The organism is Deltaproteobacteria bacterium (assembly GCA_017302835.1).
In the GTDB taxonomy this organism is placed as follows: domain Bacteria; phylum Bdellovibrionota; class Bdellovibrionia; order Bdellovibrionales; family Bdellovibrionaceae; genus UBA2316.
Genome location: JAFLCC010000024.1, coordinates 1 through 13,382, shown reverse-complemented (window position 1 = coordinate 13,382; position 13,382 = coordinate 1). Strand labels below are relative to the sequence as shown.

Sequence of the window (13,382 nt, the reverse complement as noted above, 5' to 3'; positions counted from 1 at the left end):
ATTTAAGGACCTCTCCTCAGCCAAGTAACACCTAAAAGCCAAGACAGACAATAAAGAAAAAGACTCCATTTCAGGAAGGGCTGAAAAAGCTCGGTATATTTTGTATACTTATTAATGTCCATCTTCGTTTTCTCTAATTTATCAATATCCTCAAAAATTCCTTTCAGAGAATCTTCTTGGCTCGCTCGGTAATATTTCCCACCAGTTTCGCTAGCCATTCTTTTCAAGAGGTCCTCATTGACTGTGGACTCAAATGGTTGATAGCTTTTGATCTTATTTCCCATAAAGTCTTTTGTATAGACTGGAATCCTGGTGGGCCCATCTTTACCGATACCCACCGTATATATTTTTAAACCAAATCCTTTGGCCAATTCCAAGCCCGTTTCTGGATCAATTGTTCCACTGTTATTCTCACCATCCGTCATAAAAATAACCACTCGGGTTTTTGCCTGGGAATCCTTCAGTCTGGCAACGGCATTGGCCATTCCAACACCCAGAGCTGTGCCTTCCTTAATCCTTGCACTTTGGGCCGTTATTATTTCAGAGACTCGCGCTATTAGCAAATCATAATCTAAGGTTGGCGGCACTAAGGTAAACGCTTCGCCGGCAAAAATAACCACTCCAATTTTATCTGAAGTTCTTTTAGAAACAAACTCTTTAATTTTCTCTTTGGCCGATTCCAAGCGATTCAGTGGCTTCATATCCTCAATCAACATGCTGTCAGAAATATCCAAGGCAATAATGATATCAATTCCCTCAATATTTTTTTTTATTTTTGTGTCAGCTTGCTGGGGACGTACCAGAGCCAGTATAGCTAAAATAATGGCTATTGATTTCAGCAACAAAGGAAAGTGTTGCAAATAAACCCGCAGAGATTTGGCCGTGTTCTTAAGTGCCGCCAGTGAAGAAAATTGCAAGGTAGCTGTTTTGCTTTTTAAGGTCCACAAGTAATAACCAATGGCCAAGGCCAAAGGGAAAAGTAAAGCCAAAAACTCTAGGTTTTTCCAACTCATACTTTTAGACTCCTCAGTTTTTTTAATTGGCCACGGTCTTTTCGATCAATGGCGTCCTTAAGCTTCTCCGAAAACTCAATAAATAATCTTATTTTCTCGGATATCTGAACCATGTCTTTCGTTGTTAAATGCTGTAAAGAAGACCTGGCTTTTTCTATTTCTTTTATAATATCTTTCAAGTCTAAGTACTGAAAGGACATATAGTCACCATGGTATTTTTGCAAATCTTTTAAGGTATAATTCCAATTTTTACTCAGAGCTGGTGTTTTGAATTTTCTTACCAAAAACAATTTTAAAGCTGATTCTAATTCATTCAAAACAGGACTTATTTTTAATTTTTCTTCATCCCTCAATACTTCATTTAGCATTTCATTTCGATAAAAAAAAGGATTCTCTCTTTGTACTTTTCTATGCGTGGCATAGAACTGCTGTAAAGCACTTGTGGAAGTTTCGTAGTCTTCGAGTTTTTCTAACAGTTTTTTCCTTTTCCACTTTAAAATAAAATAAGAAGAAATCCCAGAAACCATTGAAAAAATTAAAATCACTAGCAAGGTCCAATACAAGAGAGGTATCTCCATTTTGATTCCAGAAAAAGGACCAAAGGGCTCCGTTTTTTCCTGAGGATTGAGTATGGAGTTTACTTTAAACTCCAGGGATCCCAAATTGTAGACCTCTTTGTCTTTTTCCAACGCCAGTTCGGGAAAGCTGACTGGCCCCACTTGATAGGATGTAAATTTAAACACCCATTTGTTATCTTGATTCTCCGTAGAGATCAGTTTTAAGGTATATTTTTGATTCTCATTTAGTTTTAGGATTTTAAAATTTGAAATAGAATTCGATTTCACGATGGCAACGTCTGGCGGCGAAGAACAAGTCGCATAAAAAACGTCCCCCACCGTTATCTCTCTGTTTTTTGATAAAGGAAAAATGTACTCACAATGCAAATCCATCATCATTTCTTTCTTCGAAAGTACTCTAACAAAGGTTGGACGTAATCGCCTTTGGTAGAAATATTGACTCTAGCAATTTGAGATTTTTTAAGAAAAATATCGCGAGCTTCATTTTGCAAAAAAAAGTTTTTACGCATCGTCTCTTGAAAAGCCCTCGAAGAGGTATCGACTAATTTAATCTCTCCCGTTTCAGGGTCTTGTAGTTGAATCATACCTAAATCTGGAATCTCATTTTCTAAAGGGTCTTGAATCACACAGGCAACAAGCTCATGTTTTTTTGCTAAAAACCTTAAGCTTTGATCGTAACCCTGATCCATAAAATCGCTCATCAAAAAAATTGTCGCTTTTTTCTTTAAAAAACCTTGTAAAAAATCGGAACAAGAAGAAATTTTTGTTTTTTGATGCTTTGGCTTGAGATAAAGTAAATCCCTCAGCATTCTTTGCAGATGCCCCCGCCCTTTCTTGGGGGGGATAAAATGCTCAACATGATCCGAAAAAAGAACTAGTCCCACTTGATCCTTATTTTTTTCTGCCGCATAAGCCAACAAAGCGGTTAAATAAATAATGATTTCACCTTTGAAATTTTGACCTGAGCCGAAATCCGTGGAACCACTGATATCTGCGGCCAGAATCACTGTTAACTCACGTTCTTCTTCGAAAGTTTTAATAAACGTTTTTCCGGTTCGTGCTGTTAACGGCCACGAGATCACTCTGACATCATCTCCAGGAACATACTCCCTAAAGTCAGAAAAGGTCATTCCTTGTCCCTTAAAGTGAGTGTGATACTCCCCCGAAAAAATATTATTTACTTTTTTTCGGGTTTGAATTTCAATAAGCCTCACTCTTTTTAGAACTTCCTTTGGAATCATGCAGGCACTTCAATTTGGGTAAAGATATCTTTGATGATATCATCTGTTTTTATATTTTCTGCCTCCGCCTCATAGGTAAGAATTAAACGGTGGCGAAGCACTGGATAACCTATAGCTTTGATATCTTCGGAGGTCACGTAGCCTCTCCCTTTTAAGAAAGCATGGGCTTTGGCGGCTCGTAACAGACTAATCGTTGCTCTGGGTGAGGCCCCAACTTGAATTAAATTAGCAATACGGCTCAAGCCATATTTATTTGGTTCGCGTGATGACATGACCAGATCCACAATATAATTTTTAATTTTTTGATCTACATAAATCATATCCGCTTTTTCACAAGACCTTAAAAGATCTTCCTTACTGATAACGGCATTTATTTTTGGCTTATCATTTTTCCCCATTCGATTTAAAATTTCAAGCTCGTCTCCTTTGGATGGATAAACCACATTGATCTTAAACATGAATCGGTCCATTTGTGCTTCGGGCAACGGATAAGTGCCCTCCTGCTCTAAAGGGTTTTGCGTTGCTAGAACTAAAAATGGATTTTCCAATTTATAGGATTGCTCGCCAATGGTCACTTGCTTTTCTGCCATAGCCTCTAACAAGGCACTTTGAACTTTTGCAGGAGCGCGATTGATCTCGTCTGCCAGAACGATATTTGTAAAAACAGGCCCCTTCTTGGGAGCAAATTCTCCAGACTTAGGATTAAAAATCATAGTACCAATTAAATCTGTAGGCAAAAGATCCGGTGTAAATTGGATTCTTTGAAATCCCAGTAAAATCGATTGTGCGACTGACGAGATGGTTAACGTCTTTGCCAATCCAGGAACACCTTCGAGCAATATATGCCCCCCCGTCAACAAGCCCATCAAAATACCATCAATCATGTCGCTTTGGCCAACAATCACTTTATTTATTTCAGTCTTCATCTTTTCGATAAATTGACTTTCTTGTTTGATTGCCGCATTCAATGCAAAAATATCCGCTTCCATTGATACTCCATCCTCGCTAGGTAAAACCCTAACTCCAAAAGTTTACCCTCTTAAACATTGTTTTATTACTGAAATTCCGTTTGACGCCAGATAAAAAAATATTGCTTAAACTATTATATTTAACAATAATCAGATTCGGTATGTTTTCAATTACAGGTTCGACCAAAGTCTGGTTATTTATCCTTCTTACAAGTTTATCCATTTTAATAATGGGTTATCATTTTGCTGAACGCCTGGGACTTATCTTTGGATTTCTTATTTCCATTGCTGTTAACCTTTTAATTTTTATTTACGGAGACTACAAACTCCAAAACAATTTTATAAGCAAAGAGCTGGAAGGGCAAGACCCCTACGGCGCCAATAAAATTTTAACTTCTTATGTTAAACAACTTCATTTTCCTCTTCCCAAATTAAGAATTTATGACTCTGAATCAGCCAATGCCTTCACCCTGGGATTATTTTGGAACCAACCATCTATTTTCCTTTCAAAAAAACTTCTTAATCTCCTCACTCAAGATGAACTTCGTTGCGTGATTTTATTATCCTTAAACCAAATTAAAAGAATGGATACGTTCTCCTTTGGAGTGGTGAGCCTTCTTGCAAATACTCTTATAGGGTTTGGACATTTTTTGGATCATATTTTTTTATTTCATCTCTACTTTAAAAAAACTCACGGCCCCTTTACTTATTTTTTCAATTCTCTTTGCTGGTTTCTACTAAAATCCATAGCCAATCCAGACACTTATTTTAGAACTGATAAATCCAGCTGCGAGACCCTAGGAGACAAAAGAAAATACTGTGAACTTTTATGGAAACTGAATGGCTATTCTCAAACAATTCCCCAATCCATTCCCCACGGTACAACCCATTTATTTATTATTCCACCATCTCAATCAAATTTATTATGGTTTGATAAAATTCAACCCTCTATTCCAAAAAGAATCATCAAACTTATTGGACACAGCCCTTTATAAAGAAGGAGACCCTATGGAAAACCTAAGTGCTAACTTTTCAACTTTAATTATGTCAATGGCTTCCAGCGCTGCCATGTCCTTGGGACTAGCACCGGATCCTCACACTGGTAAAATTCATAAGGATAAAAATATTGCCAAATTTAATATTGATTTGCTGATCATGTTAAAAGAAAAAACCAAAAACAATCTCAATGAAGAAGAAAACAAATTAATCACAAGTCTTGTGAGTGACCTCCAAGTTCACTTTCTTAAAATGTAATCTCTTAAAACTCAACACAACCAGATTGGCGCATCGTAGCTCCGCATTGCTATGACGAAAAAAATGTTGTAATTTTGCTTTCCAGAGGTGAACCATGCCAATTTATAAAAAATTTATTCATTTTTTTATTGTTCCGTTCATATTGATAGGGCTTTTGTCTTATTTTTTTTCTGGACAAGAAATCCAAGCGCAATTTGTTTCCAAACCACCGCCCCCACTTAAACTCAGCGACCCTCTTCCCTCTAACTTGTTTGTTGAACTTGCTAAAAATATTAATCCAACCATTGTGAATATTTCTTCAAGTGCTTTGATCCGAGGCCAACGCTATCGCGATCCCATGATGGAAATGTTCGAGCAATTTTATGGTGTACGCCCTCAGCTACGTCCCAACAAGCCACAAAAAATTTCCCTTGGAACTGGATTTATCATCAGAGAAGATGGACTCATTTTAACCAATAATCATGTCATTCAAGGTGCCGATTTAGTTGAAGTTCAACTCTCTGAAAAATCTGAAAAACTTTATAGAGCAAAAATCATCGGAGCTGATGCTCGAATCGATGTAGCACTTATTAAGATTGATGTTCCTCAAAAATTAATAGCCGCCTCCCTAGGTAGCAGTAAAGATTTAGAAGTTGGAGAATGGGTAGCTGCTTTTGGAAATCCCTTTGGTCATGGGCATTCTGTGAGTAAAGGAATTATCTCTTCCATCGGCAGAGACCTTGAGGAGATTAACAAAGTTCCCCTCCTTCAAACCGATGCCAGCATTAACCCAGGCAACTCAGGTGGACCTTTAGTTAATACAAAAGGTTATGTTATCGGCGTCAATCAAGCTATTGATGCAAGAGCTCAAGGAATTGGTTTTGCCATACCTATCGACGAAGTTAAAAAAATTATTCCTGAGTTAGAATCCAGGGGTTCCATCAGAAAAGGCTATATTGGCATTCAATTGGGCGATCTGGACCCAAACGCAGCCGAACATGTAGGGCTCGAGGAAGGCTCTAGCGGAGCCGTGATCGTGGGAGTTGAAAGGGGCGGCCCCGCAGCTAAAGCCGGATTTAAGGCCTATGATATCGTTCTCAATTTTAATGGAAAAAAAATTAAAAACTCAACGGACTTGATGGATGCCGTGTCTGATGGTCAAATCGGCGATAAATTAAAAGCCCTCGTTTTAAGAGGCGGTAAAAAAACTAATTTAACCGTTCAAATTGCCGAACGACCCAGCGATATGAAGCTAACTCAAAAAACCATGGACCCAAGAAGCTCAGAAGCTAGGAAAGCTCCAAATAATATGGGATTTGTTGTTACGGATCTTACCGACAACCTTCGTGAACAATGGAACTATCCTGAGGAAGTTGTTAAACCTATCATTTTAAGCGTCGAGGTAGGTTCTTTAGCTTACCTTGCAGGTTTAAAAGCAGGAGATTTGATTTTAGATGTTAACAAAACAGAAGTTACAACAGCTAAAGAGGTTTTTGATAAATTAGATAAAAAATCAAATACTTTTCGTATAGCCCGAGGTAACCGTATCATCGTCGTAACTATTTCTGAATAGTTTTTAAGCAATTAAAGAAAAGACTTGATAATCTCTATTTTTTTCTTTAATTCTTAATTCGATTGTATTGTATTCAATATTTTTATATTGGGGTATAGCCAAGTTGGTAAGGCAATAGATTTTGATTCTATCATTCCATGGTTCGAGTCCATGTACCCCATCCAATTTCACCCGCCTAACAAGCGGGTTTCGTTTTTCTGGGATAACCCCAAAACATTTAATAACTTAGCAAGAAAGCTTTCGCGGGCATCGATTTTCGTCAATCACGTTTAATCACGTTCTCACACGCTGGTTGCAATACTTTGTAGTCATCTCGCGTAGTCACAAATCTATCTGACTACGAAAATGACTACAGCGCTTTGATGCTCAACGGTTTGACCTATTTCTAAAATAATTTATAACTGATCGCAGGTTTGGGAAGACCTGCCGGTCGCGGCTGTAAAGCTAAGGTGAATTTCCCGTCGTCAAAAGAAGTCATAACAACTTTTTTTAAGGACTGAATCTTTAGTGCGACCACTAGAAGATCAGCAGTCCAATAAAAGGAGTTGTGCTATGCAAGCACCAACAAAAGAACAATTGAAAGAACGCGCAAAACATCTTTGCGAAATCATGCTGGAAAAATACAGCGTGAAGGTCAAACACGGCCATTCTCTGGAGATCGTCTCCAGGCTTTTTGGAGTCAAAGACTGGAATACTGCTTCGGCCCTATCGGCGGAGGTAAATATTGCGAAGCCTGTTACGGAGAAATCGGTAGCGAATTCCAGCTCAGAAAAGCCGATAGCAGCCAAACTTCCAACCGCCGGTGAGTTAGCAGATTTTTTTGCGAAATTCGACCGAGATACGAAGGTTTACGTAAATGAATACAGAGGGAGCAATCTCTCTGAGGTTGACAGCCTTAGCAATTGGAACTCGCTTTCGGGCACAATGACATCCATTTGTTCGCTTACCTACGATTCCGAAATTCAAAAGGGAATCGACGTACATCTTGAGTTAAATACAGAAGATGAACGCGACTATCAGCTTAAAGATTTCGGTCATAGCGCGAATCAGTCCTTCGACAAAACAACCGCAGGGCGTTCCCAGCGTCGAGTGAAGTATCTGAACATGCTAAACGGTTTTTGGAATCCACAATTCCGACGGGACCAAGGAACAAATTCTAAATCGTAAGCCCGCCACCCTAACACCTCCGTGATTACATCGCGGAGGTAATTTAGAAACCGTGGAGCCAAGAAAGGTATAAAGTATTGCAAAGAACTAGCGAGCAAATCATCGCCGAACTAAAAGATCTTCTGAGATCAAAGGGATATATCTACTCCCTTTGTCTCCTTTTATTTGATGAATTTCACATCATTATCGACCAAATACATGAGCAAAGTCCGCATCAGCACCTCAGCATGAACGAAGCTTTATTGATAGTCGGTTTTCTAGCTCAAAATGACATCGACTTTTCACTCCCTGAGTCACCGCAAGCTCTGATGAAGATGAAACAAAAGACAAAAGATTTACTCGATGAGCTGCATAGTTCATATCACCTCCCATTTATGAACGAGTTGGAGAAGTTGCATAAAGGAACTTCAACGCCCCCTGGGGAAAAGGAATTATTTGGCCGTGGTGATATGCTTGTAGAACCGATTCACTATGCTGGCACAGGCGCATATGATTTTCAGTTGATCAGATTAATTGAGCACAAGTACAAATTCGATCTCGATTGGCTAATTCAAAAGAGAGGATACAGTCCCCAGAGCGCAGCTGACTTTTTTTCGTGTGTTAAAAAGCGACTGGAAGAAAAAGGCAAGCGCGTAAATCTTTTTGTTCGTCAAATGTCGAAAGAACTAAGAGAGCAAATCGAAACGTCTCACCCAAAAGAAGAGGTTGAGCAGTTTTTTGAAGCATCTGAGATTTTTCAATACGCAGATCTTTTTGAGTTGGAAAAGATCGCTGAGAAAGAAGCAGACACCATTCGCGAGAAAGGTTTTGAGAATTTTTGTAAAAACCTTCTTGATCTCTTTGTTATCACTCGTGAAGACGTATCTTCTGTTGCCGGTGGCAACATTCTTTTGGAGCTATTCTCATGCAAGCCATCAGCATCAACCAACGAAAGATTGCAATCAATAGGATCATACAACAAGTGCCGGTCTCATCCATTTTTGAAGATTGATCAGGATCGTTTTTTCTTACCAGTTACATTTATTTTGGCCGAAGCCTTATACGAGAGCCCTTACTATTGGATGGCTGAAGATAAAGACTACCGTAACAATCTAGCAAAGCATCGCGGAGACGCCGGCGAATTGCTTGCTTTTCGATTTCTTGCTGATGTCTTCGGAAAAGATCTAGTTTACAAATCTGTAAAAGTTGAAATTAAGAAAGGACATACCGAAACAGATATCGATGTTCTTTGTATTCTCGGCAACAAAGGTTTGTGTGTTCAAATCAAGTCAAAAAAACTCACTGAGCTTTCAAGACTTGGCGACGACAAACAACTCCAAAAGGATTTTCAAGCAGGCGTTCAGGATGCGTTCAATCAAGGTAAGCTCGCACGGAAATGCATTCTTGATCGCAAAGCAACTTTCGTAGACGACAGAGGGCGAGCCGTTAAAGGAATTGAGTCCGTAGAGGAGGTATATGTTCTGGTTGTTACCACTGAGAACTATCCATCTCTAGCTCATCAGTCTAGGGTACTTTTACAAAAAGAAGAGGCTGATCCCCTCCCGATGATTTTGACTATCTTCGACTTAGAGATCGTAGCCCATTATCTTAAAAATCCGTATGAATTTCTTTACTACGTTCGCCAGCGGATTGCGCTTGCAGACCAAGTAATTGCCGACGAGGAATCAGTATTTTTAACGTATCACCTTCAAAATAAGCTATGGAAAGAACCTGAGGTAGATCGAATTGCGCTCGACGGTGGTTTGGCAGAAATTCTCAGTCAAGACTACTTACCGAAAACTTTAGGGATTGAAGTTGATCCAAAACACAATCCACTTGCTAGCAGATGGAAAGACGAAGAATTTGATTTGTTTGTTGAACAGCTTGCGACTCATGACCATCCTAAAATCACCGACGTCGTTTTCCATTTGCTCGATTTAAGTGGTGATATGCGCAAAGGCTTCATGAAATTAATCAAAGAAACGAAGGCTAAGTCCGAGCAAGACGGCAAAATGCACAGTTTCTCTATACCTCCTGATGAAGACTATTCACCCCGTTTAGGAATAACGTTTATGTCTATTAAGCATGACGACTACATTGGGCCTGAGAAACGGATTTCAGTTCATGCTGAGTTATCCAAGTACAAGCACAAGGGAGACATCTGGGTAGGCTTCTGTGGATTTATAGGTAGCAAGAAACCTTTGGACTTCCTCGTGGTCATTCAACGACCTTGGCAATACGACGAGAAACTAGAAGAACACGCCGCCCATCTTGGAGGAACTGTGGTTAAAACAGATATTCGCGAGAAAAAGTAATCTCCCTTGTCGCGTGGGAAATTACCAAAAGCCCGGAACACTTCCTCTTGGAGTAGGCTTTAGGTCGGCATCACATTCTGAAATTGGACATATCTGACCCGCGTTTAGTTCCTTCAGCCAATCAAGTGCCTGAGCTAAACTTTTTCCGGCGATTTCAGAGCGCCTTTTGTCGGGAAAGCTCTTTTCAATTCTCTGAAGACACCAACATTTGCTTTCATTTGGCTTCGTAGCCTGACTTCCGAAGAGTTGCCTCTGACCGATATTAACCAGGTATCGATCAATCCCCAGAGCCATCATACGCTCCTGAGATTTGTCTCCAAGCTCTACGCCTCGTCTCGACCAGATGAATGTTTGATAGAAATGGTCTGGCGCATCGCCATGTTGATAAACAAGCGCAGCGGCCGCATAGTCTTCAGCCTTTGAGAAACAGCCTTCGCCAAAAATTTCACCAACACGTTTGCGCCTCGAAACATCATTATCTGCAACTTTCATCATCTCTTCAGGCGTCTTACTTTGCCAGTTATGACGTTCATCCTGATCAGCCTTTACTATTTCGGCCAATTCCTTCGAACGCGCTTCAAGACGCTTACTATCTTCGAGGCAAGAAAAGTGTCGCTCTAATGCCTGTGCACTGGGGACGCTCGCACAACCATTTAGCATTAGAGCAATTGCCAGAATTGTTTTCCTCATTAAGATTCCTTCCTTGCGAGCACTACCGAATTTCATCGTCGCCCATTTCGTACCGTTGAATTAAATAACTCAACCGTTTCGTTTGAATCGAATCCAATTTATTCTTCAACTTGAAATCCTTTAGTCGTTTCAATGTTGCCTTTTTGATGACCTCGCCCCAATTCGACTCTTTGCCTCTGGTACGCATGTAGAAATAGAAATCATAATGTACTGCGGGGTGCTTGAAAAAAGCCTTTTCCATAGCCGCATTGACATCGACGTCAATAGCCAGATCCTTAAGTGCTTCGTTAAAACGTCTTTCTCCAGAGAAAATGTCAACTTTAATGCCTTTCGAAGCGCCTTGAATCATCTCCGCTTTGATTTCTTTTTTAACTTTTTCCGATCGCCGTTTCTGCAACTCTTTGAAGTAAGGCTCAAGGACAGTTCTTTCTTCTTGAGTTCTGAAATCCCATGACAAATCAGAAAGAGTTTCGCCGTCGAACTTGGTTGAATCGATAAACTTCTCTAAAGCAGCCTTCGCATCGTCTGAGTTCCGTCCCAAGATTTGGTCGAGCTTTACAATCCCGTTGAAAATACCCAGAGCATATCGACTTCCTAGCTTCTTTTCGGTCTTGAGGACTTTAATGGCATCAGCTCGAAGCGTCTTCGCACGCTTATCGTCTTCAAAAAGCCACTCTTGTTGCGTTAGTTTCGTCGTTGTTTTATAGGCCTTTGTCTTTTTACTTGGAGGATCAATCTCGTTGAGAATGAATTCAGCGTCTATGTAGTTTGAGTCAACCATCTTGTACAGTCCGACCGATGAGGGATTGTTACGGTTCTTAAAAAAGTTATCGTAAATTAGAAGCGATTCTCGGTCTTCGTCGCTCAATTCTTTAGCCGCCTGATTCTTAGATTTCGATTTCTCGATGGCTTCCGTTAAATGATAGCCGTTCCCGAAAGAGTAAATTTTTGGATCGCTAAGTAATCTACCCTTAGTTGATTTAATAATTGTTAGAGCTGCCAGATAAGAGGCGTATTCATGCGCTAATTCGATTTTTAATTCATGCAGATCAGATATCCATCGTAAACATTGATTTAGAGTTCTGATATTTTTGTGATCGAACGCTCGAAATGTTTCCAACAAACTTTTCTTGTGACTTGCGACACTCTTCCGTGCCGACTTTGAAACATACTTATCGATTGACACGTCAAAAGCCTCATTGAGGTCTGACCGGAAACGAACTGTCTTCCAAAAAACCTTTTCGATATAAGGGGTATCAGTTAATTTTTTCGCCAACGCCTCTTGGCTTGAAAGAGCTACAACCTTACATTGGCGTTCTTCAGTCAAAAACGAAATAAGTCCTAAAATTTCAACTATCAGCTCTGGAGAACATCGCTCTAAATCATCAATGCAAATTACTAAATTTGACGGAAGGAACTCTAATGGATCAACGTCTGGGACAATCTTCGAAAACAGATCAATTGGATTTATACCGATTTGGTTTTCAGCTACCTTGCCTACGGCACTTGCAACTTGCTTACTGACACCCGTAATTATCTTTGTAAAACTTCCGAGGGAATCGTCGAGTTTCTTTCCCACTGGATTTGCAAGTAGGTTGCGCGCAACCAGATCAGACTTGATCTGTCTGATGGAGCTAAGTCCAAATACGGATAAGTAAACTGGATGCACACCTTTTAGGGCAGGCACTACACTGTGATTCCAAAAATACGTTTTTCCTGAACCCCAATCACCCGAAAGTAATATGGCGCCTGGCAACCGCTCGGCTGACTTCAAGTCTTTAATTATTTGTTCGTTCATAGCATAACCTTTGTAACGCACTTACGAAACATCGTCGAGTCGTTTGCAATAGTGCCATTTCTGGGTCCTTCCCTGCCATTTCTTCCTTGCACCCGGCACGGCGCGCAGAAATCGCCTAGTTTTTGGATTAAAATGACGCCTTGTCATTCATGACTAGGACCTGTCATTCATTCTACTAAAAAAGCGGGTCTAGATTCTTCCAGGCCCGAGCATTCACCAAGCCTTGAATTCGTTTAAACTCGACAGACCGGCCAACTAGAGATGAGGCGGCGTGAATCAAAAAAGTGTCTCTGACTAGGTTAATATGCTCTAAAGCTTCGTCGAATTGCAGAACGTCATTTCCTAGAATTTGCCAAAAATCTACTGCATCGACAGTAACATTTCGAAGGTACTGCCGGCCAAATCTCTCAAGTTCTTCGAGCGCGCGAAGTAACTTTTCATCGCCTACAGGGCGCCCACGTTTTAACGTTTTTCGCTGTGTTTGCAGGAAGTTTGACGCCGCCACAACAGCCAGCTGCGCTTTCTTTAAATGATCGTTTGGAGCGAGACCGTCGATCTTTGCACTGAACCAAGTTGTAGGTAGCCTCCCTCCAAGGTTGGCACCTTCATCAAATTCCTTAATTGTTCGCAGGATGGTTTCAAGCCTCTTTTGCGCCGAACGAAGATCGTCACGATTTGACGAGTGGAAGCTCATCATCGCAAGGATGGCGTCCCGTTTCTGGTAGAAACTTTTTAGAAATACTCCAGAATGATTTTTTATTTTTATTTTCTAAGCTGCATACAAGTCAAGTTCTAGTTGTTGAATCATGTCTACTTTTTCAAGTTTA

General features: G+C 40.2%; 12 protein-coding genes and 1 tRNA gene. 6 read left to right on the top strand and 7 right to left on the bottom strand.

Going from position 1 to position 13,382, the window contains the following annotated elements; genetic code table 11:
• Nucleotides 1-2 precede the first annotated feature (2 nt).
• The 4 genes from J0M15_16050 to J0M15_16035 are packed head-to-tail and all read right to left on the bottom strand — an operon-like array spanning nt 3 to nt 3,821.
• Nucleotides 3-1,013: a VWA domain-containing protein gene (locus J0M15_16050; GenBank protein ID MBN8538561.1), complete on the bottom strand. Its 1,011-nt coding sequence runs from the start codon at nt 1,011-1,013 to the stop codon at nt 3-5.
• A complete protein-coding gene (locus J0M15_16045) occupies nt 1,010-1,969 on the bottom strand; it encodes a hypothetical protein (GenBank protein MBN8538560.1) in 960 nt (319 codons plus the stop codon). Before J0M15_16045 ends, J0M15_16050 begins: the two co-directional genes overlap by 4 nt.
• The gene (locus J0M15_16040) at nt 1,966-2,832 is read right to left on the bottom strand and encodes a DUF58 domain-containing protein (GenBank protein MBN8538559.1); all 867 of its coding nucleotides are present in this window, start codon (nt 2,830-2,832) and stop codon (nt 1,966-1,968) included. Before J0M15_16040 ends, J0M15_16045 begins: the two co-directional genes overlap by 4 nt.
• Nucleotides 2,829-3,821: a MoxR family ATPase gene (locus J0M15_16035; GenBank protein MBN8538558.1), complete on the bottom strand. Its 993-nt coding sequence runs from the start codon at nt 3,819-3,821 to the stop codon at nt 2,829-2,831. The genes J0M15_16040 and J0M15_16035 overlap by 4 nt, the downstream gene beginning before the upstream one ends.
• 140 nt (nt 3,822-3,961) lie before the next feature.
• Here J0M15_16035 and J0M15_16030 point away from each other — a divergent pair, with 140 nt between their 5' ends.
• The 6 genes from J0M15_16030 to J0M15_16005 all read left to right on the top strand — a co-directional run bounded on the left by J0M15_16030 (nt 3,962) and on the right by J0M15_16005 (nt 10,067).
• A complete protein-coding gene (locus J0M15_16030; GenBank protein ID MBN8538557.1) occupies nt 3,962-4,795 on the top strand; it encodes a M48 family metalloprotease in 834 nt (277 codons plus the stop codon).
• Between the two features lie 13 nt (nt 4,796-4,808).
• A complete protein-coding gene (locus J0M15_16025; GenBank protein MBN8538556.1) occupies nt 4,809-5,054 on the top strand; it encodes a DUF1844 domain-containing protein in 246 nt (81 codons plus the stop codon).
• A 94-nt stretch (nt 5,055-5,148) separates the two neighbouring features.
• The gene (locus tag J0M15_16020; protein ID MBN8538555.1) at nt 5,149-6,606 is read left to right on the top strand and encodes a trypsin-like peptidase domain-containing protein; all 1,458 of its coding nucleotides are present in this window, start codon (nt 5,149-5,151) and stop codon (nt 6,604-6,606) included.
• Nucleotides 6,607-6,694: 88 nt separating this feature from the next.
• Nucleotides 6,695-6,770 (top strand) — tRNA-Gln (locus J0M15_16015).
• A 388-nt stretch (nt 6,771-7,158) separates the two neighbouring features.
• Nucleotides 7,159-7,773 (top strand): hypothetical protein, encoded by a 615-nt coding sequence (locus J0M15_16010; protein ID MBN8538554.1) that lies wholly within the window; start codon nt 7,159-7,161, stop codon nt 7,771-7,773.
• Nucleotides 7,774-7,850: 77 nt separating this feature from the next.
• A complete protein-coding gene (locus tag J0M15_16005) occupies nt 7,851-10,067 on the top strand; it encodes a hypothetical protein (GenBank protein ID MBN8538553.1) in 2,217 nt (738 codons plus the stop codon).
• Between the two features lie 21 nt (nt 10,068-10,088).
• On the opposite strand, the gene J0M15_16000 is transcribed toward J0M15_16005, so the two are convergent.
• The 3 genes from J0M15_16000 to J0M15_15990 all read right to left on the bottom strand — a co-directional run bounded on the left by J0M15_16000 (nt 10,089) and on the right by J0M15_15990 (nt 13,249).
• Nucleotides 10,089-10,757: a hypothetical protein gene (locus tag J0M15_16000; GenBank protein ID MBN8538552.1), complete on the bottom strand. Its 669-nt coding sequence runs from the start codon at nt 10,755-10,757 to the stop codon at nt 10,089-10,091.
• A gap of 22 nt (nt 10,758-10,779) precedes the next feature.
• Nucleotides 10,780-12,555 (bottom strand): hypothetical protein, encoded by a 1,776-nt coding sequence (locus tag J0M15_15995; protein MBN8538551.1) that lies wholly within the window; start codon nt 12,553-12,555, stop codon nt 10,780-10,782.
• Nucleotides 12,556-12,730: 175 nt separating this feature from the next.
• Nucleotides 12,731-13,249 carry a hypothetical protein gene (locus tag J0M15_15990; GenBank protein ID MBN8538550.1) on the bottom strand — a complete coding sequence of 173 codons (519 nt, stop codon included), beginning with the start codon at nt 13,247-13,249 and terminating at the stop codon, nt 12,731-12,733.
• Between the last annotated feature and the right edge of the window lie 133 nt (nt 13,250-13,382).